The 24,379-nt window shown below is 42.0% G+C and carries 29 protein-coding genes; 7 read left to right on the top strand and 22 right to left on the bottom strand.

Annotated elements, in window-relative coordinates; all coding sequences use genetic code 11:
* Window positions 1-159 precede the first annotated feature (159 nt).
* The 4 genes from Q1B03_RS07165 to Q1B03_RS07150 form a co-directional block, all read right to left on the bottom strand.
* Window positions 160-1,341: a HAMP domain-containing sensor histidine kinase gene (locus Q1B03_RS07165; protein WP_299739810.1), complete on the bottom strand. Its 1,182-nt coding sequence runs from the start codon at window positions 1,339-1,341 to the stop codon at window positions 160-162.
* Window positions 1,342-1,568: 227 nt separating this feature from the next.
* Complete coding sequence (locus Q1B03_RS07160) at window positions 1,569-2,501, bottom strand: RimK family alpha-L-glutamate ligase (protein ID WP_299739808.1); 933 nt, start codon at window positions 2,499-2,501, stop codon at window positions 1,569-1,571.
* Window positions 2,502-2,592: 91 nt separating this feature from the next.
* On the bottom strand, window positions 2,593-3,054 hold the full coding sequence (gene mscL, locus Q1B03_RS07155; RefSeq protein WP_299739806.1) for a large conductance mechanosensitive channel protein MscL: 462 nt from the start codon (window positions 3,052-3,054) through the stop codon (window positions 2,593-2,595).
* Between the two features lie 205 nt (window positions 3,055-3,259).
* Complete coding sequence (locus Q1B03_RS07150; RefSeq protein ID WP_299739804.1) at window positions 3,260-4,219, bottom strand: LacI family DNA-binding transcriptional regulator; 960 nt, start codon at window positions 4,217-4,219, stop codon at window positions 3,260-3,262.
* A gap of 163 nt (window positions 4,220-4,382) precedes the next feature.
* Here Q1B03_RS07150 and Q1B03_RS07145 point away from each other — a divergent pair, with 163 nt between their 5' ends.
* Window positions 4,383-4,523, top strand: a complete 141-nt coding sequence (locus Q1B03_RS07145; protein WP_299739802.1) for a hypothetical protein — start codon at window positions 4,383-4,385, stop codon at window positions 4,521-4,523.
* Window positions 4,524-4,550: 27 nt separating this feature from the next.
* Here the strand turns inward: Q1B03_RS07145 and Q1B03_RS07140 are convergent, their stop codons facing one another.
* Window positions 4,551-4,859, bottom strand: coding sequence for a helix-turn-helix domain-containing protein (locus tag Q1B03_RS07140; RefSeq protein ID WP_299739800.1), 309 nt, complete (start codon window positions 4,857-4,859; stop codon window positions 4,551-4,553).
* A gap of 150 nt (window positions 4,860-5,009) precedes the next feature.
* Between Q1B03_RS07140 and Q1B03_RS07135 the strand changes: the two genes are divergently transcribed.
* Complete coding sequence (locus Q1B03_RS07135; protein WP_299739798.1) at window positions 5,010-5,621, top strand: nitroreductase family protein; 612 nt, start codon at window positions 5,010-5,012, stop codon at window positions 5,619-5,621.
* A gap of 46 nt (window positions 5,622-5,667) precedes the next feature.
* On the opposite strand, the gene cydC is transcribed toward Q1B03_RS07135, so the two are convergent.
* Both cydC and cydD read right to left on the bottom strand, forming a co-directional pair.
* On the bottom strand, window positions 5,668-7,386 hold the full coding sequence (gene cydC / locus Q1B03_RS07130) for a thiol reductant ABC exporter subunit CydC (protein ID WP_299739796.1): 1,719 nt from the start codon (window positions 7,384-7,386) through the stop codon (window positions 5,668-5,670).
* The gene (gene cydD, locus Q1B03_RS07125) at window positions 7,387-9,117 is read right to left on the bottom strand and encodes a thiol reductant ABC exporter subunit CydD (protein WP_299739795.1); all 1,731 of its coding nucleotides are present in this window, start codon (window positions 9,115-9,117) and stop codon (window positions 7,387-7,389) included.
* 238 nt (window positions 9,118-9,355) lie between these two features.
* On the opposite strand from cydD, the gene Q1B03_RS07120 reads away from it, so the two are divergent.
* Window positions 9,356-9,511, top strand: a complete 156-nt coding sequence (locus tag Q1B03_RS07120; RefSeq protein ID WP_299739793.1) for a hypothetical protein — start codon at window positions 9,356-9,358, stop codon at window positions 9,509-9,511.
* A 99-nt stretch (window positions 9,512-9,610) separates the two neighbouring features.
* On the opposite strand, the gene Q1B03_RS07115 is transcribed toward Q1B03_RS07120, so the two are convergent.
* The gene (locus Q1B03_RS07115; RefSeq protein WP_299739791.1) at window positions 9,611-11,254 is read right to left on the bottom strand and encodes a M20/M25/M40 family metallo-hydrolase; all 1,644 of its coding nucleotides are present in this window, start codon (window positions 11,252-11,254) and stop codon (window positions 9,611-9,613) included.
* 244 nt (window positions 11,255-11,498) lie between these two features.
* Here Q1B03_RS07115 and Q1B03_RS07110 point away from each other — a divergent pair, with 244 nt between their 5' ends.
* Window positions 11,499-12,800, top strand: a complete 1,302-nt coding sequence (locus Q1B03_RS07110) for an NCS2 family permease (protein ID WP_299739789.1) — start codon at window positions 11,499-11,501, stop codon at window positions 12,798-12,800.
* A 26-nt stretch (window positions 12,801-12,826) separates the two neighbouring features.
* Here the strand turns inward: Q1B03_RS07110 and Q1B03_RS07105 are convergent, their stop codons facing one another.
* From Q1B03_RS07105 to Q1B03_RS07095, 3 genes are all read right to left on the bottom strand, one after another.
* The gene (locus Q1B03_RS07105) at window positions 12,827-13,417 is read right to left on the bottom strand and encodes a histidine phosphatase family protein (RefSeq protein ID WP_299741269.1); all 591 of its coding nucleotides are present in this window, start codon (window positions 13,415-13,417) and stop codon (window positions 12,827-12,829) included.
* 68 nt (window positions 13,418-13,485) lie between these two features.
* The gene (locus Q1B03_RS07100; protein WP_299739787.1) at window positions 13,486-13,971 is read right to left on the bottom strand and encodes a tetratricopeptide repeat protein; all 486 of its coding nucleotides are present in this window, start codon (window positions 13,969-13,971) and stop codon (window positions 13,486-13,488) included.
* Window positions 13,972-13,986: 15 nt separating this feature from the next.
* Window positions 13,987-14,523, bottom strand: coding sequence for a GNAT family N-acetyltransferase (locus tag Q1B03_RS07095; RefSeq protein ID WP_299739785.1), 537 nt, complete (start codon window positions 14,521-14,523; stop codon window positions 13,987-13,989).
* Window positions 14,524-14,837: 314 nt separating this feature from the next.
* On the opposite strand from Q1B03_RS07095, the gene Q1B03_RS07090 reads away from it, so the two are divergent.
* From Q1B03_RS07090 to Q1B03_RS07080, 3 genes are all read left to right on the top strand, one after another.
* Window positions 14,838-15,788, top strand: a complete 951-nt coding sequence (locus Q1B03_RS07090; RefSeq protein ID WP_299739783.1) for an L-lactate dehydrogenase — start codon at window positions 14,838-14,840, stop codon at window positions 15,786-15,788.
* Window positions 15,789-15,875: 87 nt separating this feature from the next.
* A complete protein-coding gene (locus tag Q1B03_RS07085; RefSeq protein WP_299739782.1) occupies window positions 15,876-16,325 on the top strand; it encodes a hypothetical protein in 450 nt (149 codons plus the stop codon).
* 8 nt (window positions 16,326-16,333) lie between these two features.
* On the top strand, window positions 16,334-16,987 hold the full coding sequence (locus Q1B03_RS07080; RefSeq protein ID WP_299739780.1) for an SIMPL domain-containing protein: 654 nt from the start codon (window positions 16,334-16,336) through the stop codon (window positions 16,985-16,987).
* Between the two features lie 172 nt (window positions 16,988-17,159).
* Here Q1B03_RS07080 and Q1B03_RS07075 read toward each other — a convergent pair whose 3' ends face one another.
* From Q1B03_RS07075 to Q1B03_RS07025, 11 genes are all read right to left on the bottom strand, one after another.
* A complete protein-coding gene (locus tag Q1B03_RS07075; RefSeq protein WP_299739778.1) occupies window positions 17,160-17,699 on the bottom strand; it encodes an NAD(P)H-dependent oxidoreductase in 540 nt (179 codons plus the stop codon).
* 75 nt (window positions 17,700-17,774) lie between these two features.
* A complete protein-coding gene (locus Q1B03_RS07070; protein ID WP_299739776.1) occupies window positions 17,775-18,200 on the bottom strand; it encodes a MarR family winged helix-turn-helix transcriptional regulator in 426 nt (141 codons plus the stop codon).
* A 72-nt stretch (window positions 18,201-18,272) separates the two neighbouring features.
* Window positions 18,273-19,079 (bottom strand): pyrroline-5-carboxylate reductase, encoded by an 807-nt coding sequence (gene proC / locus Q1B03_RS07065; protein ID WP_299739774.1) that lies wholly within the window; start codon window positions 19,077-19,079, stop codon window positions 18,273-18,275.
* 118 nt (window positions 19,080-19,197) lie between these two features.
* A complete protein-coding gene (locus tag Q1B03_RS07060) occupies window positions 19,198-19,401 on the bottom strand; it encodes a hypothetical protein (protein ID WP_299739772.1) in 204 nt (67 codons plus the stop codon).
* On the bottom strand, window positions 19,398-20,420 hold the full coding sequence (locus Q1B03_RS07055) for a phosphotransferase enzyme family protein (protein WP_299739770.1): 1,023 nt from the start codon (window positions 20,418-20,420) through the stop codon (window positions 19,398-19,400). The genes Q1B03_RS07060 and Q1B03_RS07055 overlap by 4 nt, the downstream gene beginning before the upstream one ends.
* An 11-nt stretch (window positions 20,421-20,431) precedes the next feature.
* Window positions 20,432-20,752 (bottom strand): YciI family protein, encoded by a 321-nt coding sequence (locus Q1B03_RS07050; RefSeq protein ID WP_299739768.1) that lies wholly within the window; start codon window positions 20,750-20,752, stop codon window positions 20,432-20,434.
* Window positions 20,753-20,952: 200 nt separating this feature from the next.
* A complete protein-coding gene (locus tag Q1B03_RS07045) occupies window positions 20,953-21,669 on the bottom strand; it encodes a DUF421 domain-containing protein (RefSeq protein ID WP_299739766.1) in 717 nt (238 codons plus the stop codon).
* Window positions 21,670-21,780: 111 nt separating this feature from the next.
* Window positions 21,781-22,272: an STAS domain-containing protein gene (locus Q1B03_RS07040; RefSeq protein WP_299739764.1), complete on the bottom strand. Its 492-nt coding sequence runs from the start codon at window positions 22,270-22,272 to the stop codon at window positions 21,781-21,783.
* 150 nt (window positions 22,273-22,422) lie between these two features.
* Window positions 22,423-23,592 (bottom strand): sporulation protein YhbH, encoded by a 1,170-nt coding sequence (gene yhbH / locus Q1B03_RS07035; protein ID WP_299739762.1) that lies wholly within the window; start codon window positions 23,590-23,592, stop codon window positions 22,423-22,425.
* Between the two features lie 277 nt (window positions 23,593-23,869).
* Window positions 23,870-24,043, bottom strand: coding sequence for a multidrug ABC transporter ATPase (locus Q1B03_RS07030; RefSeq protein ID WP_299739760.1), 174 nt, complete (start codon window positions 24,041-24,043; stop codon window positions 23,870-23,872).
* Window positions 24,044-24,121: 78 nt separating this feature from the next.
* Window positions 24,122-24,304, bottom strand: a complete 183-nt coding sequence (locus Q1B03_RS07025) for a hypothetical protein (protein WP_299739758.1) — start codon at window positions 24,302-24,304, stop codon at window positions 24,122-24,124.
* Between the last annotated feature and the right edge of the window lie 75 nt (window positions 24,305-24,379).

The following is a 24,379-nucleotide window of genomic DNA, read 5'->3' as shown; positions in this document are numbered from 1 at the left end:
GCATATGGCGAGGACACCGGAAAGGCGCTTTTTGCCTTTTTGGTGTCCTTGACTTATGACCTCGAGGGCCTAGCCGCCGGAGCTGGACATACCGAAAAGCGGAAGGGCTTTGCTCAGAGGCGACAAGCATATGGCTTCAACAAAAAAATAACCCTCCACCTATAAAGATGAAGGGTCTTTTATAAGATCCACAGGAAACACAATCTGAAAACTCGTCCCCTTGCCTACTCGACTTTCAACTGTAATGACGCCTCTCATCGCTTCAATGATGCGATAAGAAACCATTAGCCCCAGACCGGTTCCTTTTTCCTTCGTAGAAAAATAAGGTTCACCCAGTCTGGATTGTTGTTCAGAGGTCATACCGACTCCATTGTCAGTAATGGTTATGCTGACGTTCCCCTTTTGAACCTTCGAAAGTATCGTGAGAGTACCTCCTTTTGGCATGGATTCAATCGCATTTTTAATGATGTTGAGAAATGCTTGCTGAAAGCTCCGTGTATTGCCGACGATGGTGGCGTCGATGATGTGATTATGTACAACCACCGATTGCTGGTTGCTCAATGGTTCCACCATATCAATGAGCTTATTGAGTTGTTCAGAAATTGAGATGTTCTCCACATGATCAGGGTCCGGCTTGGCGAATGTAAGATAGTCGTTGATGATATCTTCTGCCCGTTTCAGTTCTGATGATGCGATTTCTAAGTACTGCTCTTTTTTTCCAACTGGAAGATTTTCTTGATTGAGCAGTCTCAGAAACCCTTTAATAACGGTTAAAGGATTCTTTACTTCGTGTGAGATGCTGGCTGCCAGCTGAGACAGTACTTCCATTTTTTCTATTTTCACGAGTGCTTGTTTGATTTGGATCTGTTTTAGTAATGTTTCACAAATGTAAGTCAGGATAAGCATTCCCAATGAAGGGAGTAAGATGAAATTAATGAGATAGCTTTCATCAATCACAAACACGGTCATCGCATTTGCAATAAGAGCTGCTACTATGGAATGAGTGGTAAAGAGAATCACTGAGAATATGATCTTCTTACGGCTCGTTAACCGGTCGAAATCGAACCACTTCATCCCGATAACTGTCAAGAGGTAGATCACCACATAAATAACAAATGCTACTATACTCCAACCATATATCATTGTCCTGGAAACCATTAAGACAACTAAAAGTGCAAACCCCGTATAGGGCCCTCCATACATAATTCCGAGTACAAAAGGAATCATCCGTAAATCATGTACACAGTATGGATTTTGATAAATAGGGGAAAGCATGCACAGGATAATGGCCGTACTCAAAGAAACAAGGGTTGCTAACCTTGTATACCAGCCCTGTATCATTTTTCTTTCAAGAAGGAAAAAAATTAAAAAAATACTCAAAATGATATAAAAGAAATTATTAATAACATCCTGATTAAAGATAATCATACTTACCCTTTGACCTTTCAAAGATATTGTCTACTTTATAGAAATTCTACCACACTACTACAAAAATCGTTACAATTATATATGTAATTCTACATTTACATAAGACAACTCTCCCGTAATTGTACAGGAGAGTCATCAACTTACACAGTTTTCAATTGTTCACCAAGATAGTTTGCTAACTCAAGCATCCCGTATTGTCCGTACTTCGCCTCGGCATCCTTGTTGTAATTTGTATTGGTGTTCACATCATATGTGTAGATGGTGCCTTCATTGTCTTGAATGAATTCAATCCCGGCTACATCAATCCGGTTCTCTTTTAAAAATGCTTCGTAAGACGAGATGATACCACAGGAAAAGTTTTCCCTTATTTGGAATTTAGGCTTCTCCTCTTGCTCCCCCACTGGACAGAATAGATCATCGACCTGACAGACATCAGCCGGACATAGTTCAAATCCTTTTGACGTATCCACCTTCACAGCATAAATGAATTTGCCGCCAATGAACTCACACCGTGTAATCGAAGCGTCTGGTGCTTCAATGTATTCCTGGATAAGCGTCGTTCCGTCTAACGGTTCTTCAAACGTATCACTGCATACATAGTTTTTCAAAGCATCAACTGAATGAAACAACTGAACTCCCAATCCTTTTCCTGCACGATTATGCTTGGTGATAAAGGAAGGTTTATTAAGCTTTTCAGCCGCTTCAATTATATGCTCATTTCCAACAGCTGCAATGGTTTTCGGTGTCTTGATGCCTGCAGCGTTCAAGGCCATATACTGATTCACCTTACTCACTTCCAACCGAAGGGCACGGCTTCCGTTCAGTACCTTTCTATCGTACCTCTCTAACCAAGAAAGAACGCTTTCCGTTAACTCAGGCGCAAAACGATGGTCTCGTGTATGGGAAGATGCACTGATTCGATTATAGAAAACACCTTCTGGCGGCTCTGATGATAAATCGACGAGTCCTTGGTCCAGGAACCATTCCTCATAAGGCAATTGAAGCTCGTTGAGACGAGTCGTTAAATGATTGGTCCATTCACTGTTTTCATGAATAATATGAATTTTCTTCACGATCATTACCCCATTTGTTTGTAGGAATTTTAAAATAGTCTCACAACACAAAGTAATCCTACTATAAAAGTAGGATTTAGGTCAACGATCATCACCTTGTTTTTCTCTCGGTTCTCATTTGAATTTTCATACCACTTTTGGTGAGCTGATCGCTCGGTCTCTGAATGTCATGTCTAATGGAAGGTCTTTGATCATCCTTCAATATATCCCTGATTTCCTGTAAGACTTCAAGGTTGGTCGTTTGCTTCACCTTGTATGGCTGCTCCCCGCCTTTCAAGCGGTTGACCACCTTTATCATCAGAAAAATGCTCATGGCCACGAGAAGAAAGTCTACAAGGGCTTGTAGGAACTTTCCCAATTCAATCACCTCTGCTCCAATTCGAAGGTGCAGGCCTTCTAAGTTAATGCCACCAAATAAAATTCCGATTGCCGGCATCATCATGTCCTGAACGAGAGACTCCACAATCTTGCCAAACGCTGAACCAATGATGACAGCAATCGCTAAGTCAACTACATTCCCCCTTGAAATGAATTGCTTGAATTCAGACCACATGATACATTCACCTACCGCTTCACTTACTCTTAACATATGGCAGAAACAAATGAGATATGAAGACAAGGTCAAAAAAGCCTAAAGAAGATATTTCCCTACAATAGCAAGCAACACAATAAAAGCAACAACGACCATTAAGATGATCAACATTTTTTCATCTTTATTCCCTAGCATTCTTTTCTCCTCCTCTTATCCCTTGAGGAACTTATACGGTCCCTCTATCAAATAATTTCGTTTCCAGTATCACCGGTTGAGGATCCGCCTTTTCGAGAAATAGCTTAAACGATTCTTCTCCTACTTTTCGTATCGGGACTTCAAATGACGTAATGTCCAGTGCATCGGCAATGGGATGATTATCAAAGCTTAGTATAGCCAAATCATCGGGTATCCTGATTCCTCTTTTAGCTGCCTCTGTCACCATTCCGGCTGAAACCTGATCACTTGTTACGATAAGGGCTGAGGGCTTTTCTCTCAGGTGTTCCCATGCTTTCACCACATCTCTCCCATCTTGCAGATGATAGCAGTCATTGAAGATCCACTCATCACGCACAGGATGGCCGGCAGCTTCTGAGCTATCGTAGAACCCCCGGATCCTTTCCTCACTATTCGTCCCGAACGTCCGATGCAAACACAGTCCGATCCGTGAATGACTTTTTGAATAGAGGTATTCGAGTCCATTCCTTATTCCCTGGTAGTGATCGATGAACACCTTTTTATACGAGGGATCATACACATTTTCACAAAAAACCACATTGGGACCGACGAATGGGGCAAGAACATCCAGTGAATTGGAGCGCGACGTCAGGATCAATCCATCCACTTCCTTCATTTGCAGTCGATGAAATGCATCAAGTTCTGCTCCCCTGTCATAATTCGTTTGGAAAAGCTGAATATGGTATCCATGTTTTAACGCTTCCCCTGCTATGCCTTGAAGAATCTCTCCGAAGTAAGGAAGATTCAAGTAGGGCAAAACAACTCCTATGCTATAGGTCTTGCCTTTTGATAAATGGACAGCATTCGCGTTTTTTATATAATTTAATTGCTCGACGGCCTCTAGAACCTTCTTACGTTTTTCTTCTTTCACATATGGATGTTCATTTAATACCCTTGAAACCGTTGAAACTGAGACTCCCGCCAATTTGGCGATACTGCGAATATTTGTCATACCCATACCCCTCATGAAATATTCTGAATGGTCCACCTATCCCTTTTACACAAATAATCAAATAAAACGCTTGCTCTGAAACGCGTTTCACACTTTAGAGTTAATCATGCAAGGGGTCTTAAGTGGCATACCGAACCCCTAAAACCGATAAGGAGGCTATACTATGCTCGGTATTTTATTCTTACCCGTTCTTTGTATCATCATCATCGGAGGAAGCTACGCCGCATTAAAGCCCATCCATTTCTACACTCCTCACGATCAAGAAGATCCATTTGAGCATATATTCAATAATAAACTCAACTAACCGCCTGCCTGCAATGACGCAGGCTTTTTATTTTACCCATTTCACTGCCCAATTCTGGACGGCATCCATCACCTGCTCTAGTTCTCTACCTTTTTTCGTCAGGCTATAGAGTACCTTGACCGGCTTTTCGTCGAGAACTTCCCGAAACACTATGCCATGTTCCTCCAATTCCTTCAATCTGTCCGTCAACACCTTTTGACTGATATTTGGTATTTCTTCATTTAAATCTTTAAAACGGCATGTGCCTTCAAATAATACCTTTATAATCATCCCGATCCAGCGCTTACCTAATAATTCAAAAGCAGCGGCATATTTCGGACAAAGTTTTGTTTCCATCGCTCTCAACACATCCTAAATATTTATCCCTTGACGCATACTAAAACGTCGGGTATATTGTTCATATTGCTTATACACTTACAAAAAGTAAGTAACATACAAATATATACCATATTATAACACTTTTTTAAACATCAAGGAGGCTTTATCATGGATAATTTCTTTCAAGTAGTCGAAGAACGGCGCTCAACGAAAGTGTACGACCCTCAAGTGGAGATCCCTCGCGAGGAATTAGTCAGCCTGCTCGAAACAGCAGGGAAGGCTCCATCTGCCTGGAATCTTCAACAGTGGAAATTCCTGGTATTCGATAACAAAGAAGTTCAAGAACGCTTACTCCCGATAGCCTATCACCAGCAGCAAGTACATGATGCTTCTGCAGTTGTGGCTATACTTGGTGACTTGGAAGCCAACAAGAACGTCGATCCTGTCTTTGACCCTGCCATTGAAAAGGGGGAAATGACGGCTGAAATCAAAGAGGTACTTAAGAAACAAATCGACGGAGCCTACAGCCGTGACGAATACCCAAGAGACGCAGCTTTCAGCAATGCTTCCCTGGCTGCTATGCAATTCATGCTTGCTGCGAAGGCGAAGGGCTGGGATACTTGCCCAATCGGCGGCTTCAATCCGGCAGCTCTCGCAAGCGAATTCAATGTGTCGGAGCGCTATATTCCGATTATGCTGATTACAATCGGAAAACCGCTTCAAGAAGCACGAAAATCAGGTCGTTTAGATATCCGCAACTTAATTGATTGGGCAGAATAAGCCTATGAAAAAGCCGCATCCAAGGGGATGCGGCTTTTTCAGGTTCTTAAAAGAGTACGCTCTTTTCAATCTGTTTCATTTCATAGAAGTAGCCTTTTTTCCTCATGAGCTCATCAAAACTTCCTGCTTCTACAACCTTTCCCTGATCCATGACGACGATTTGGTCCATTTCTTCAAGACCTGTCAATCGGTGACTAATCAGAATCAGTGTATCACCATCCGCTACGGTATAAAGATGCTTGAAAATCTCTTTTTCCATCAAAGCATCAACAGAAGATGTCGGTTCATCCAGCATCCATAAGGGTGAACCTTTCAATAGGGCCCTGGCAATCGCTAATCGCTGCTTCTCTCCACCAGAAAGATTCTCTCCTTTTTCTAATATAGCGTCCTCTAAAGAAAAGTGATCCAGCTTCACTATTTCTAATGCCGTTTCCATTTCCTCATCTGTCAGATCGTCACGTACCAGCATTAGATTATCCTTCATTGTGCCGTAGAAGAAATGATTTTCTTGAAGAACCACATTGGCTTGCCCCCACAACGACTCTTTATCGATATCTTTAATTGAAAGATCATTCACGTAAATCGATCCTTGATCCGTTGAGTAAAAGTTTAATAACAATTGAAGCAATGTTGACTTCCCTGATCCCGAAGGTCCTACAATCGCCGTTTTCGATCCTGCAGGAAGCTCAATTCTTACCTCGTCCAAGGTCTTCCTTTCCTCTCCATTAAAGGAAAAGCTCACATCCTTCATACTGAAGGAAGGTGCGTGCCCACTCAGACCCCAGCCTAAGGAAGGTCCGTCCCCGAAGGTCCTCTCTTCTGGAATAATGGAAGACAGACGGCTTGCCCCGCGGCGTGAGTCTTCATAGTGTGTAGGTAGTACTGCCATTGGTGTGGCATTTTCGAATACGGTTAGCGAGATCATGACAAGCATCGCAAGGTATATCCCATCCAAATGACCTGCTGCGACTGAATACGCCCCTAATGCTATAACGATCCATGAAATGAGTTGGGAAACCAGGATGTTCGTTGAATGACTAAAGAGAGAATAGATGCTCTCCCGTTCTTGCTCACTCACATAACCTGTTGCTGCATGAACGAGACTCCTCTTTTTATCCTCCAGTCTTTGATATATCTTCAGGTCTCTGAACCCATAAAGAAATTCTGTTACCTCTGTGGATAAATCCCCTCGACTTTCTCGTAAGGTCGTTTCAATTTCCCTCTGTTTATAAGCAAAATAGGCTGGGACAATAAATCCCGTTAATAGAAGCCCCCCGAGAAGGATCAACGCAATAGAAACAGAATAAAACATCGTAAACAAGATCGTACTTAAGAACACCATCACCAGGATAATCGGTGGATAAAAGACGCGAAGAAAGAAATTCTGTAAGCTTTCTACGTCTCCTACGATTCTAGAAAGAAGATCTCCACTTCGATATCGCCAGAAAATCCTCGGTGCTAACGGCTCGATTTTTTCATAGATGGAAACCCGCAAGTTCGCCAAAATCGTGAACGTAGCCCTATGGGAAAAATAGCGTTCCCCATACCGGCTTAACGCCTTCGTAAAGCCAAACAGCTTCAAGAGAGCAATCATTACCGTAAGAGCATAAAGAGGTACCTCCAATGCAGCTTTAGAGATTAAATAGCCACTGGAAGCAAATAGTCCGACCGAGGTTATTCCAGCCAGAAAGCCAAAAAGAATAGAGTACACCATATCCTTCTTTTCCTTCATCATCAGCTTTACGACAAACCCTAACTCCTTCATCTAAAGCTTCACTCCTTGTTGTGCAGTCACCATATCACGATAGTGAGAAGTAGACTTCATTAATTCCTCATGATTTCCTATGCCCGCTAATTTCCCATTTTCTAAAAATAGGATTAGATCCGCTTCTCGAATCGTATGAAGACGGTGAGCTACTGTAATCACCGTTGAATTCTTTGATAATTCCTGTATGGATGATTGTAGGATCCTCTCCGTTTGAAGATCCAATCCCGTTGTTGGTTCGTCGAAGAGAATAAGAGACGGTTTTTTAAGAAAGGCCCTGGCTATGGCCATACGCTGCTTTTCTCCACCAGAAAGCCCTCTCCCTGCTTCACCAATCGGGGTCTCATATCCTTTATCGAGGCCTGCAATCATTTGTGAGATTCCCGCTTTTTCAGCAGCGTATTCGATCTCTTCCAGGGTGACGCCCTCTCTTCCGCCAACCGCAATATTCTCGGCAATCGTGCCTGAGAATAAGTAAGGACTCTGTGAAATATAACTCAATTGATCAAACCAGTCTCTTTCCCCATATTCACATCTCGAAAGTCCATCAATCACAATGTCACCATCAGAGGGATCAAGAAGGCCGGCTAATAGATGAAGGAGGGTTGTTTTCCCTGCTCCACTCTGACCCACGATCGCCACTTGGCTTCTGGGAGGAAAAGCAGCCGTAATGCCTCGAAGATCAAATCCCTTATCCTCGTAGGAAAACCCTACATTACATAGCTTAATTGTTGGAGGAGTCCCATTTGTTTCGAACTTCTTCTCTCCCCATCTTACAGGTTGATCCTTCTCTTCAAGCTCCTCCATGACTTTCTTCGCGGCTCCCACACTACCTCGCCCAGTATGAAAGGCATGCCCCAGCTCTTTTAATGAAAGATAGAACTCTGGTGCAAGAACGAGAACAAAGAAAGCTGTGAAGAATGAAATACTTTCAAAGACGACTAATCTGAGCCCCACTTCCAGGGCAATCAATCCAATACTTAACATAGAGATAAACTCTAACATCAAGGAAGATAAGAAGGCAGTCTTTAACACTTCCATCGTGGCTTCACGAAAATCAAGACTGGCAGAACGTATCCCCTCTTTTTGTTGCTCCCCTCTTCCAAGCAGCTTCAAGGTAGTCAATCCCTGCAGTGTATCGAGAAATCGTCCAGAAAAAGCCGTCAGTTTGTCCATTTGCTTCTCGGATTTATTCTTTGTCATGACTCCGATAATCGCCATAAACAAAGGAATGAATGGGGCTGTTATCACCATGATCAGACCCGTATACACATGCTCAGTAAAAATAATGATTAAAAGAATCAACGGGACGATGGTCGTTTGAATTCTTTGGGGTACGTATTGACTGTAATACCCGTCCAGTCCATCAACGGCATCCATCATCGTACTGACCTTTTGTCCAGACTGTCCTTGAAGGGATGCTTGCAGTGGATTTTTTGCCCACTTAATTAAAAGCCGTTTTCTCAAGTCGACCTTTACCTTCGAAGCCATCCTGATTCCTGTTCGTCCGTTTACATAAGAAAGTGCCGCTCTCCCCACTAGAATAAGAAGCAAAGCACCCAGCATTGGGAGGATGTCTTGAAACCCAGCTTCCTCTATAAACATTTTATCTACAACGCTAACCAGTAAGTAAGCTTGTCCAATAACGACTCCCCCCATTAATAGGGATGTTCCGTAAAGCGCCATCATGGATGATCTCTGCTGCTTAGCCAATCGATTCAGCTCTTTCATAACTTCTCTCAACTCCAAAAGTTAAAAGTTAGTGAAACACTTCACAAATTCAATAACTCTATTATAGTAAACTTGTTCCCTTTATGCATCTTTTAGGATTGACCTTTTTGTGACAATTCCAGAACACAGGTAGTTTTGAATGCGGCGGAAGTGGATATTCCCACAAAGTCTACTATATTAACAGGAAATATGGATACTTCATTTTGAAATCTACTTTTACAAGGGATTTGTGACGGTCATGGTCTGGTATTTCTATGATGTCCTAACGAATCCAGCCGAAATCACCAATAATCCGGCCGTTTTTCTGGATAATCCGGCGGAAATCATCAATAATCCAGCCGATTCTGATAAAAATCCAGCCGTTTTCTTAATTAACCCAGCCGTATTACAATAATTGTAAAAAAAGAGCACAAAATAATTTCAAATCAATAAAAAGAGAGAGGCGCATCCCTAAGCGAATGACCTCTCTCTTTGTTCAGCTATACTCGGCACATCATATCTTCAATAAATCCTTCGTCACACGCTGGATAATCTCCGGCAGTACTGAGAATGTGTAAGGTTTATACACTCTCTCTGTCCACTGATGGCCATCCTTTCCATAAACTCCTATATTAATAGAAGGGATGTTCAGCTTTCTGATCATTTCGATAGGGACAGGATACAACTGATCGATCAGCGGCAGGTTCTTTTTAAATACCTCGATATCCTCGTCTTCTTCATGAAGAGAGAGAAAACTGCCGTCTGCTAGATAAGGGAAAAACCGTTTAATGACAAATTCTTCGCCGGTTTCTTTGGCTATATCATTTAAGCATTTTCCTAACGCTTCTCTTACCCTCTTGCCATACTCATTTTCTTCATTTACAAAGTTGTGAGGTAAAAATGGCGGTGCGAAGAAAATGATCACTCTGGGTGTTCGATCGGGATCCAGGTGCTGTAAGGCTTCCACCATCGTATATGCAATCGTTCTTCTATCTTCTCCTTCCATATCATGAAGAATCTTTTTCATGACAGGATCCGGATCAATGCCTCTTTCCTTTAGCCAGAAGATATACTCCCGTAATGTCAGCACCTCCACTTCCCAGGAAAACTCCCTTTCCGGGAAACCATGATAGCTCCGATATTGCTCAAACTGCTTTTTGCTCCGTTCTTCCAGTTCACTCACTGCCTTTAATGCTGCCTTTTTCATATCGTAGAGCACTTCTCTGGCGGTTCTCTCGTAGACAAAATAGTTGAAGTAAAGAGAAGCGCTAAGAGGGGTTTGGACATTATACGTATGCTTATCATCTTTGAAATACAAGCACGATGGCGGCAGGGTGAATTCTCCAGGTATATCCTCCAGATAATCCAGGTTCTGATTGATTTCGAGATTGATTTTTGAAGCAATCACAGTAGGATCGATGGATGTCAGCACATCCCCTACATGCGCTTCTCTTCCATATATATAAAAACTTGGCAGAAGCTTCCCTGCAGCACCTGTGTAAATATATCGTTTACAGTCCCCGTCATAGATCGGAGAAATGAAATCCGTATTGATCGCTGCCAAATAATCAAAGCCCTCTTTCTTTAAACGATAGAGATCACTTAAAGCAGCAATCATTCCGGCATGTTCACTTTCTTCGTCACCATTAAACAGGAAGAGTAAATTTCCTTCCGGGGCTGCTTGATCCGTATGGTGTAAAAGATTGGCTATGTGGACGGCAATCCCGCTCTGCATATCCAAGGCCCCTCTTCCAAATAGCCAGTTTCCAGAAAGTGCATCTTCCCTAACCTTTTCCTCTCCTTCATAATCCATAAAGAATTTCTGAAGAAAGTCGGGATCATGAGCCATATCTTGAAGTGCCCCATAATCATCCGTCCCTACCGTATCATAGTGGGCATGGAATAATACGGTTTTCGAAGACGTTCCTTTCACGAGGGCAAACACGTTTTTCCTTCCTGTGGGATCGTTCGGGACTTCTTGCAGCCAGACCCGATCAGGATGCTCCTGAAAATAAGGAAATGAGGAAATCATTTCATATATATACTGGGCTTTTTCACTTTCGCCTGTTGTTCCGTTATAGCTTTTCAGAGCGACTAAGGATCGTGTGATCTGCTCAATCTGCTCGGAGATTGAGTTGTTTTTCAATTGAGTATACACGTTAGTACCGCTCCTTTCCTTATGAAATGTTACTTCCTGCGTGGTAAATCGTTTACTGACTGGGCATTATAGAGACTGATTCTTCTATAATTGATAACATCTTATCGAAAACAAAAGGGGTTTGGAAGGGGTTTCAAGATATTTTCTTAAAAAAATTTCGGTATCCCCTATTGAAATCCAATCTATTACCGAATATTATAGAAGTTGCGTGTTTTTAATGTTCGTTTTTATTGGAGGTATTACGATGTTTAAATTGAAGGAACACGGCACTAATCCTAAAACTGAAATACTGGCAGGTATTACAACATTTTTAACAATGGTGTACATTGTCGTTGTGAATCCCATTATTTTAGCTGATGCAGGTGTCCCATTTGATCAAGTCTTCTTAGCAACCATTATTTCAGCCGTAGCCGGAACGTTATGGATGGCCTTGTTCGCAAACTACCCGATCGCCATCGCACCAGGGATGGGATTAAATGCTTATTTTACGTACTCAGTAGTCGGTGCGAATGATGATATTTCTTATATCGTTGCGTTTTCTGCCGTTTTTGTAGCAGGTATCATCTTTATCATTCTCTCTTTAACACCGTTTAGAAAAAAATTAATCGAAGCCATTCCTCAAAATCTAAAGCACGGCATAACAGCAGGAATCGGTTTGTTTATTGCGTTTATTGGATTACGATTGACAGGACTCATCCAAGCTCACCCAACAAATTTAGTACAGTTGGGGGATCTTCATTCATCCTCTGCGATCTTAGCGTTAATCGGGCTGGCTGTTACCCTGATCCTCATGGTCTTACGTGTCCATGGAGCATTATTTATCGGAATGATTGTCACTGGACTCGTTGCATTCTTTACAGGAGAATTATCATTTAAGGAAGGGTTTGTGGCCCTCCCACATCTTCCAGAAGGACTGATCGTAGCAAATCCGGCAACTGCTTTTGCTGATGTTTTCCAGTATGGATTATATGCGGTAGTCTTCTCTTTCTTGCTTGTGACCATCTTTGACACAACGGGAACAATGATCGGAGTGGCTCAACAAGCAGGTCTTATGAAAGGCAACACGATGCCAAGAGCACGTGAAGCACTATTGGCTGATTCCATTGCAACGACTGTTGGAGCTATGTTTGGAACAAGTCCTACGTCCGCTTATATTGAATCTTCAGCCGGTGTTTCCGCTGGAGGAAGAACAGGACTGACAACATTAACGGTTTCTGTTTTGTTCATCGCTGCTGCATTCTTCGGTCCTCTTGTAAGTGCCGTATCGGGAATTTCAGCTATTACTGCTCCAGCACTTATCATCGTTGGAAGCCTGATGATGGGAAGCATCTCCCAAATTAAATGGGATCAATTAGATGAAGCCTTCCCTGCTTTCTTAATCATCCTAAGCATGCCATTAACATCAAGCATCGCAACGGGGATTGCACTGGGATTCATTTCTTATCCATTATTAAAAGTAGTAAAAGGACAATGGAAGCAGGTACATCCACTCGTGTATATCTTTGCCGTCCTGTTCTTCTATCAGCTGGCATTCCTGCCTCATTAAACCGATATAGATACTTGAAAGACCGTTCATAATGAACGGTCTTTTTGTAGTGCAAATTCAGCTGGTTGTGTCCATATTCTCTTGACACTTTTTAGATTTTCATCATCAAAAGTTAAACAATATATATCCGGCATTTCAAGCTTTCTCCAAAACCTGATATCATATTGAGGATCAAAGTAACTCATGATCAAAACCATAATATTACCATGTGTTCCAATCACAACGTTTTTCCCATTATATTCTTCAATGATCTTAAATATCCCTTGTACGCCCCTTTTTTGAGCAGTGAGATTCGACTCTCCGCCTTCCAAGGAAAAAGCAGGATCCTCCCACACCATTGAGATTGCCTCTTCAAAGTTTTGAACAGGTTTTCCAGAGAGAGTTCTTTCTCTCAATTCTTCATATAAATTGATTCCCTTCCCAATATGGCGGGCTGTCCCTTCAACGGTTTCCACCGCCCTTTTATATGGACTGGAACATACTGCATCAATCTTTTCCTTCTTTAATAATTCCGTTACATTCTCAGCACCCACCTTACCTTTCTCAGAAAGGGGTCTGGTTAATTCCTCGGGGGTATATTTTGAGTGAGCATGCCTCACCAGATACAGTTGAGTCATTGCCAACTTCAATCACTCCTTTTTACTTTCCAACCACAAAAAAGAGCTGTCATGGAGAACAGCTACTCTTATTTCCACACAACGTCCAATTGACTAGCATAAAATGTTATCGCCTTTTTATAAGGTTCGATGGTGGATTCTTGTGACGATTCTCCAATACATGTCAGCAGTAGCTCCATTGCTTGACTATGTTCGTTCAAATTATAGAGGGTCATGGAATAAAAGACCGTCAACGCTTTATTTTCAGGAAATCGTCCGATTGCTTTCTCGAACACGGTTTTGCTTTTATCATACTCTCCCAATGTCCGATATGTACTCCCTAATCCAAGATAGGCGCCTTGTAAATCTTTATCATCCAGTCCCAATTGAATCGAACTTTCGTAATAAGGAACGGCTTCGCTTTCGAGTCCCATTGCGTCATGGCTCCATGCACATTGGTAATGCAGAAAACCATTATCTGGTTCTTCCCCAATCAATCGCTTCCACCTTTCAATGGAAGCTGCGTATTCTCCCGACTCTCTCAGTTCAATGGCTTCTTCTATTTTTCTATTCATTTTAAAGTCTCCCATTCACTCTGGAATGAACTCCATCAGCCAGGAATCATGATGTTCGCCTTCATGAAGCTCATGCTCCCGTAGTATTCTCGCTTTACTATATCCACATTTCTCATAGCAGCGGATCGCTCTGGTGTTCCAAGTCATGGGATCCACCACGAGGCGGTGGACCCCCTCTTTCTTGAGCAAGTACTCTACTACAGCTCGAATGAGTTCCGTCCCTAAACCCCTGTTCCAATATGCCGCTTCTCCGATGAATTGATCCGTACCATAAATCACTTCATCTAAATTCGTGTAACCATACCGGATCATCGTTTCTTCATCAAGCTGATAATACTGGAGATAACCGATTTCATTCCCCTCATACTCAACCAGACAACCTGAGACGGCCCTCTCTGCAAGGAATTTCTCCTCCACCATCTGAAGAGTGAAGGGACGGTCCCTCCCTTCATAAAACTCCAGTACCTCCGGATCCTGCAACCACCTTGCCAACGTGTATTTATCCCCCTCCACTAAAGGACGGATAAATAAATCCCCACTCCTGACATTCATACACACACCTCCCATAGCTCTCCTCTTCCTCTATACATTCATCACTCACCAGAAAAAACCCTTTTTTTATTTGAGGGACGGGCATAGGTACGTTCCTCTGTATGACAAGTTTGTGAATTAATTCACATTTATTTATGTTATGCTATATTTCAGAGTAGAATATCAATGTGTTTCGTGTTATCATTTGGTTGTGAATTACTTCACAATATCTCCGCTCATATTCTGAAAGCTTTATTACTTTCTCTTAATCTCACCATTGTTAGATTCATGTGACCAATTTTTTTTACAAATAATTAGTGAATAGGTGATGACGTATGACAATCAAATGCACAAACAAAGTAGCTTTAATCGGTACAGGATTTGTAGGTTCAAGTTATGCCTTTGCTCTCCTCAATCAAGGAATCGCACATGAACTTGTGATGATTGATTTGAATAAGGAGAAAGCTGACGGAGACGCACGTGATTTAAACCATGGTCTTGCTTTCGCTTCTCCTATGAAAATATCTGCAGGAGATTACAGTGATTGTAAGGATGCTGACCTGGTCGTGATTACGGCAGGAGCTAACCAGCAGCCAGGCGAAACCCGTCTGGATCTGGTGGAAAAGAATGTGAAAATCTTCAAAAATATTGTAGACTCTGTCATGAATAGTGGATTCAACGGCATTTTCCTTGTGGCAACGAACCCTGTCGACATCTTAACGTATGCAACGTGGAAATTTTCCGGACTGCCGAAAGAAAGAGTCATCGGATCAGGAACGATTCTCGACACAGCCAGACTTCGTTACTTAGTCGGCGAGCACTTTGATATTGATACACGGAATATTCACGCCTATATTATGGGAGAACACGGAGACACGGAATTTCCCGTTTGGAGCCACACAACTGTAGGAGCAAGTCATTTAAGTGAGTTGATTGACCTCCACCAGGATGACGTCCAGAAACAGCTTGATGATGTATTCGTTAATGTAAGAGATGCAGCCTATCACATCATTGAACGGAAAGGCGCAACCTATTATGGTATTGCCATGGGTCTTGCCAGGATTACCAAAGCGGTCTTTAACAATGAAAATAGCATTTTAACCGTATCTGCCCTCCTTGAAGGGGAGTATCATCAGGACGATATCTACATCGGTGTTCCTGCGATTATTAATCGTGAGGGCATCAGAAAAGTCGTCGAGCTTCCATTAAATGATAAAGAAAAAGCTCAATTCGCCCACTCTGCAAAAACACTCAAACATGTGATGAAAAAAGCGATGGAGACTTGATCCATTCCCTTCGCTAAATTAATAGACACGCACGCCCACCCAACCTCCTCATAAGATAAAGAGAATTCTTTATGAGGAGGTTCTTCTATGTACGATCACAGACAATTATTCCCTGGATTTCCTGGCGGCGGAGGAGGCGGCTTTCCCGGATTCCCTGGAGGTGGCCAAGGATCAGGGGGCGGCGGCTTTGGCATCCCAGGTTTTCCTGGTGGAGGACAAGGCGCACCAAGCTCACCACCACCTACTGGCGGGCAAGGCGGACAAAATCAACCACCACCCGGACCACCACCGAACTTCCAACCGCAAAAAACGGTGATGCAAGGAACACAAGGTGGACCAAGTGTTTTTGCAGTAGACCCAGGTGCCATCAGAAGATGTTTATTCCGTTACACGTATATTTGGTTAAGAAGGGATGCTTTCTGGTTCTATCCTGTCTTTGTTGGACGCCGTTCCATTGCCGGATGGAGATGGATTGGATTCACATGGGTATACTTCGGCATCGACTTGGATAAAATTGAATCCTTTACGTGCGTGTAGGACTGCTCATGTATTCATATCCATACTATAGGACCGGCAACACCAAGGGGACGATTACTGTAACAGGTGAGCATACCCTTTATACCGATCCTGATCAAGCCATTGTCTCTGTCGGTGTTGTCACTAAAGATGAAGAGCTTGAAGCGGCCCAAAACCAGAACCAGCAACAATCGAGTCAAGTCGTTCAATCACTATTAAACAACGGAGTGTCACAAAAGGATATCCAGACCTCCACCTATCAAGTGTTCCCACAGTACAACTATGAGGACGGAAAGCAAATTTTCACAGGATATGAGGTTCGCCAAGTATTCCGAGTTACCATTCAGAACATTGAAAAAGTCGGTACGATTATTGATGATGCCATTAAGAGCGGTGCGAATCGTGTAGAAAACATTTCATTTGTCAATTCCAACCCCATCGAATCCTATCAGCAGGCCCTTGCTATGGCATATCAAAAGGCGTATCAAAAAGCACTCACATTATCCAGCCAATCGGGGCAGCAGCTCGATCCCCAGCCAAAGTCCATCACAGAGCAATCAAGCCCAATCGTCACCCCCTTTATGACCACCGGGTTTGTAAAAGCCGCTGAAGAGAGTGCAGCCGTCCAACCAGGACAAATCGCCGTCACAGCCATCTTGACAGTAGAATACCAAACCCGATAAACGACAAACTGCCAAAACAATTCAGTACTTTGGCAGTTTGAATAACGTTTTAGAGGGACGGACCTCCAGGTTTGGTGGTTTATGCGTCGATTTCTACTTTCATGCGTTAAAAATCCTTTCACTCATGACTAATACTAAAGAGCCCATCCCGAAAACGAATGAGCTCCCCCTGCTATCGCCCAAACCTCAGCTCAGGATTCACCACATGCGCTGTTACTTTTTCAGCAGACGCAACCACTTCATCGTCACTCATCATTCGAACCCCATGCTCTACATAAGCAGGCAAGAATGTCATTCCCGTTAAATTAGCAGTAGCCTGCAGTGGTTTCAGCAGTTCACTCATGGAGTAGTGATTAAAGCCTCCTGATCGGTAAGCTCCACCCGGACCACCGGTTGAAGTCACGACTAAGAATTCTTTTCCGTGAAGCTTCGTCCCCTCTGCTCCATAAGCCCATCCATATTCTAACACCTTATCCTGCCATTCTTTTAAAATCGCCGGTGTGCTGTACCAGAAGAATGGAAATTGGAAGACGATTCGGTCATGTTCTAATAAAAGATTTTGTTCTCTCTTAACATCAAAATTCATGTTCGGATATTCTTTATATAAATCATGTACAATAACGTTCTCTTCTTTTTCCAAACGTTCTGACCAAGCTTTGTTCATTCTTGATTCTTGTAAATTTGGATGTCCTACTAACACTAGTGTTTTCATTTCAACTACTCCTTATTTGTATGTACAAATAATATCATCATTTGTTTGTACACACAACTAACATGTTAAAAAATTTTATTTTTTATTTTCCAATATCGAATTGGCTTCGTTCACATCACGCGTCAGCTTGCGAGCCTGTTCCTCCCCCATGATTTCAGCATAGCGTTTAAATAGGTTCTTCCAGCACTGAGAAATGTCACCCTGCATGCTATAGCCTTTATCCGTCAGGGCAATGATTGCTAACTTTCCTTTGTTCTTTCGTGTAACAAGTCCCTTCATCTCTAATTTATCAACAAATCGGGTACTTGTTGAAGGAGCGATATTTAAAGCACCACTAAGCTCTTTTTGTGTTAGACCGTCTTTATCCTTTAAGGTCATCAACAAAAATGCATAAGTGGGAGACAAACCGATCGGCGCAAACTCTTCCTCCGCCATCTTGTTCATCATTCTTGCCAAGTGATTGGCAGAAAAATAGAGACAGTTACAGAATTGATCTTCCACTATCCTCGACCTCCGTTAATGTTTGTATGTACAAACTACATCAGTCATGAGGATTTGTCAATGGTTTCCACTCTACTCACCCAGGGATTTCGATTTACGGCTGCATGCGTCCATTGCTGTTAAGATGGCTCCTTTAAAATTATTTTTCTCCAGGGCTGACACAGCTTCAATCGTTGCTCCGCCCGGTGAACATACGGCATCCTTCAATTCCCCCGGATGAGTGCCTGTTTCAAGGACCATCTTCGCCGCTCCAAGTACAGCCTGTGCTGCCAGCTGATAGGCTTGTTTTCTTGGAACGCCTTGCAGAACCGCTCCATCGGCCAGTGCTTCTATGAACATAAATACATATGCAGGAGATGATCCGCTCACAGCCGGAATGGCATCCATCAAGCTTTCCTCTACCATTTCAGACTTTCCGAAGCTATCTAAGATCGCTTTCACATCTTCAAGATCAGCGTCGGTTAATTCGCCATTTACACAGTACGCTGTCATACCTTCACCTACAAGAGACGGTGTATTTGGCATGGTTCGGACAATTTTAACAGACTTAGAAAGCTGACTCTCCATCCAATCAATCGTGATTCCTGCAGCAATGGTAATGATGATGGCGTCCTTTTTCAGAGAATCCTTTATTGATTCAACAATGTTCCGATATTGATCTGGTTTCACTGCTAAAAACACTATGTCTGAAAAAGCTGCTACGCTCTTATTATCACTAATAACCCCCACTCCAAATTCCTCTGCTACTTTTTCCTGCGTCTCTTGTGTTCTGGCGCTGGCTTTAACCGAATGATTCTCTACTAAACCGGACTTCAATATCCCCCCCATGATCGCTTGTGCCATATTTCCGCACCCTATAAATCCAATGGTTTTATTCATTTTTTCACCTCGTCAGTTTGTATGTAAACAGTCTTTAGCATCATACCAAATTTTTCTCCACATATAAAATAAACGCCATTAAAAAAGGCTCAAAGGAGAAATCCTTCAAACCTTTCCATCATTCCACCAGCTTCCCGCAATGGGGGCAAAGAGATTTTTGATAATCCTTTGGAATCTTCCTGTGACAATGAATACATGTCTTTACATACACAGGCTGTTCAAATAAATCCTCTGACATTCCGTATCCGCTTTTAAATGTGGTCCTCATCAAACGGACTAATAATCCGATGATCACACCTGTAATAAGGAGTGCCCAAATCATTTTTCTCTCGCTTTTTCAAGAATTTCACTGTAGTGCAAATCGACGATTGGCTCATCATGGAGCAATCTGTCCCTGATCTCTGAAAGCAAGGACTCCTCGACCTCTGATAAATTCTCTAGATCCCACTTTTTATGGAAAACAGAATAAAGTGTTAAATCCCTGAGGAGCAGAAAATGGGGAATGCGGTCCACCCATTCTTTCTCTAAATCACACTCCGTCAAATATCCTTTTAAAAACGAAATGAGGAACCTTCTGCCAAATTGACTACGGGTATCTAAGTTCTCATTACGAAGCTTCCACCACACGGAATAGTATAGGGGAATGGCGACATCACTTATAAAAAAGAACTGTGTACTATCATCAAAGTCAAACACATGAATATCACCCTTATGGTAAAAAAAGTTCCCTGGATGGATGTCAGAGTGAATCAGTCCAAAGGTATCTTTCGTTTCCTCATAGCTTTTGATCGTTTTTTTATTTATCTCACCTTTTTCGATGATGTACTCATCTTTCACAGAAGATAAATACTTCCCATACTTCAACACGTCATCCTCATCCCAACGATCACGACGATTGATACCCTGAACATATCCTTTTGTCACTCGATGCATATGTCCTGTGATTTTCCCCCATTTGTAAAAGAGTTCCTCATCGAACAATGGGTCATTTATCTTAACCGGACTTCCTGGAGCTTTATCAAACAAACAAACATAAAAATACGTGTCCCCTGCTTTGATAATTTCTACGAGCTTCCCTTTATCAGAATGTTTGACTAATGATACATTCACTCCGTGTTTATGTAAGTAGTTAATCCATTTCAGTTCAGCTTCCACTTCTCTTTCTGAACGATGAGAACTGTGAGTGAGGCGGAGGATATAGGGGCTGTCTCCCTTATGAACCTCATACACATAGTTTTCAAAGTCTCCGAGCTTCTTCGCTTGAGCAGTGTTACAGCCATATCGTGAGGCAGCTTCCGCAAATAGCTCCTCTGTAAAAAGTTCTTCGATCCATTTTTCCATTGTACCTTCTCCTACTCCACTAAAGTATTGGTCTCTTTTCTCAGGAGAGCCACTCGATACGGAAACAGCTCTGCTGTCATAATCCCCTCTTTTACGGTAGGATCTTCCTTCATGAACACTCTGGCCTTTTCCGCATCTTCCGCTTCAAAAATAACGATTCCAAAAGCATTTTCTTCTTCATTTAACGTTCTGCCGGCAAGGATCACCACTCCAGAGTCCGTAAGCTCCTTCAACCTCTCAAAATGACGATGAACAATCCCCTCATCCCCGGTTGTCCAATTTTCTTCCTTATGTAAGCGCGGAATCAGCTTTAATACATAGATAAATTCCATCGTGATCGAACCTCCTTCTCCACTATATATACGACTTCACTTACCGGGATTCCTTTTTAAGTAAATCAAGTAAACGCAAAAAAGCGATTGAACCCTGTTCAACAGCTTACATGGTTATTTAAGAATCCATGCTCCCTCATCCATTCATCCATCGCCCGATTTGAGTATCTTTTTCACAGGCATCACCTTTTTATGAATGCTCAGTTAAAGAAATCAGGATACGAATGAATATCAGGTGTTTTCACAATATGGATTTCTTTCCTTGCATTGATGGAGGCATAGAACACCTCATCGATTGAAGAGAATCCCGCTTTCCCGATTTCTTCCCATACCCGTTTTTCCTCCACGTTTAATTTATCTAAAACGCTTGTATGCAATATTCCATCTACAATAAGAGGGAACGCAAGGCTCGTTCGCTTCATGACTCCCGCATCTTCAGCTGTAACGGTTTGTTTTGAAGGCATCTTTTGAATCGATAAACTTCCGTTAGGCTCAATGATTCCGATTTGTATATCTTCCAGCAGGAAAACTTCTTTTTCCCGAAGGAGCATCAAGATATTATCAATCGTATAACCGGTTTTCTTTAATTCTTCTTTTAGAATCTGACCGTTTTCAATGACAACAGTAGGTTCAAAGGAAAGAATTTTACCCATTTTTCTTGAAGAAATTTTCATTTTGGTCAAGATTTTTTGTAATATGGCGATAAGAATCATTGCGACGATGGTATGGATGTGTTCGATGTTGGGATCGGCAATATCTGCCCCTACAACAGAACCGAATACAAGGACCACTAAAAAGTCAAACACCGGTAATTCTCCAATTGACCGCTTTCCCATATATAGTGTCACAAATATCATAAATGGAAGGATCGTAAAGATTCTTAATGCTACGATACCTAAGTCTTTAAAATCTACCATAAGCAGCTCAAATCCTTTATGTCTCAGATAAGGATAGTTTTCCCTATCTTAGATCAAACATGAAAGGTGTTTTCAGTCACGAAAAAGAACCAACCATTGGGGAAGGTTCTTCTACTCACTTATCTTTTGAAATTCAAGGTCCTTTTCACTCATCAAGTACTGCAATGCCGTGCGGAATGTGAGGAAGCTTTTGATTCCTTGAAGTTCTCTTACTCCTGAATTGATCATCACTTGAGTCAGAGCCGGGGTAAATCCGACGAAAAGGGTTTCGATCCCCATCAACCCAATAGCTTTGACCATGTTATGTATATAAGTGCCGAAGATGTCAATTTCCCCGATTTCATTTTCTGATATGGCTGAAAAGTCTATAATAATCGTACTAATATCTTCTCCATATGACACGTCCAGTATCTTTGAAATGATCCGCTCAAAGCGTTCAGGGTTGAGTCTTCCAGTAACAGGAATCAATATGGTTTCAGGGATGATGGATGGGATAATGGGTGCAGAAATATCCATGATGATTTGTTCCGATTGAGCTAACTGTTCTTGTAATTCCTTAATTTCCTGTTTTAATCGTTGGATTTCTTGCTTTTCATCTGTCATGATAAACCTCATCGCTTATAGAATGTTTTTATTTGTAAAACGATTTCTTCCTTTCTATTTTAGCACTTTGGTTATAGAATCACCTAATTATTTAATATGTAATTAGATTAATAGATTCCAGTGAAAAACCAGCCTCATCGGCTGGTTTTCTCATGCGAATGCTTTTTCCTGTTCCTTGTGGAAGAAACTTTTCATGGCGTGGAACACATCGGCTTTTTGTTTGAGAATATAGTAACGGAAATCGTCGTTTTTAATGTTCTTGTAGGCTGACATGAGAGTGGAATGACGGTTATACTGGTTTACTTCCCCGTATCCGAACATGCTGGATACTTTCATTAATTCTTCTACAAGCTTGACACATCGCACGTTATCAGACGTTAAATTATCTCCATCAGAGAAGTGGAACGGATAGATATTGTAGCGGCTCGGAGCGTACTTTCCATCGATGAGTTCCAACGCTTTACGATAAGCTGATGAACAGATGGTTCCTCCGCTTTCCCCTTTAGAGAAGAAATGTTCTTCTGACACCACTTTGGCTTCGGTATGATGAGCGATGAATTCAATTTCCACCGTTTCATATTTAGTGCGTAAGAAGCGGGTCATCCAGAAGAAAAAGCTTCTTGCCATATATTTCTCCCATACTCCCATACTTCCACTCGTATCCATCATGGCCAAGACGACCGCTTTGGATTCAGGTTTCAACACTTCATTCCATGTTCTGAACTTCAAGTCTTCGGTATATATCGGATGAAAGCTTGGTGCTCCTTTCATGGCATTTCTCTTGAAGGCAGACATCATCGTCTTCTTTTTATCTATATTCCCCATTAGGCCTGTTTTACGGATATCATTGAATTCAATGTGCTCGACGGTTTGAACATCTTGCTCCTTCTTCTTTAGGTTCGGAAGTTCCAATTGGCTAAATAAGGCTTCTTCAATCTCCAGCATCGACACTTCTGCTTCATAGTAGTCTTCACCGGCTTTATCTCCGGCCCCTTGACCTTTTCCAGGATCCTGCTGCTGTGGTGTGCCGTCTCTTGCAATGACGTCCCCTACCTGACTCTCACCGTCTCCTTGCCCGACATGTTTATTCTTATCATAGTTGTAACGAATTTTATATTCATCTAAAGAACGAATCGGTATCTTGACGACGTCTCGACCATTGGACATGACAATATTTTCTTCTGTAATCAAATCAGGTAAGTTATTTCGAATCGCATCCTGTACTTTCTCTTGATGTCTTTGTTGATCATCGTGACCTTTGCGGTGGAGGGCCCAATCTTCCTTGGAAATGACAAACTGATGATTATCCATTTGACTCAAATTATTCCCCTCCTTAAAATTTTTCACAATTTTTCGTTTTCCTGCATACACTATGTTGACTGTCTAAACTGCATGTATCCCATGAAGTGAAACGGGGATTACTCTATCCTATGCAGAAGTATTGATAAATTTACAAATAATTTCGACAATTAAACGTTCTTTTTTGATTGGACAAGCCTATTTTTCTGACAGGTTGTGTAGAGGTCATTGATCGTTCTATAGAAATGACTCCATAGCACGTTCAGTCAAAAAAAAATAACCAGGCAGAAACACCTGATTAAGCTTCTTCTTCATATTGAGCCGGGTCTGATACTCGATTGTGTATCTTTAATTCGCCACTGGAACGTAACTTTTCCATTTGCTTCCCTAGCTTAATGACTTCCTCCATATTGGAGGCCATGCTTCCGTTAAGAGGTTCTGCATCTTCTGGCCGATGAGGTTTAGAAGACATCCTCTCCACCCACTTTCATATTAGATAATGGGCCCAGCTCTCTATCTATAGACTATTATATTCAGACTTTTCCGTCAACTATTCCTTGTCTTTCTCTTTAAATTGAACAGGGTCGGGTTGTTTCTTGTCTTCTTTCAGCTCTTCATTCGTTCTGAGTTTGTCCATTTGCTTCCCTAGCTGCTCCATCTCTTCCATATCATGTGCCATCGATCCATTTTCAGGTTCATAGTTTTTATCCAGTTCATATTTGTTTTTGGTCAATATTCTCACCTCTTGGCTACTACTTTTCCCTGTAGGTAAGAGATTTAAACTTTAAAGAAAAATCGGGAGGTGCCC

Source organism: uncultured Rossellomorea sp., assembly GCF_947488365.1.
In the GTDB taxonomy this organism is placed as follows: domain Bacteria; phylum Bacillota; class Bacilli; order Bacillales; family Bacillaceae_B; genus Rossellomorea.
This window is presented reverse-complemented; position numbering and strand designations above follow the sequence as displayed.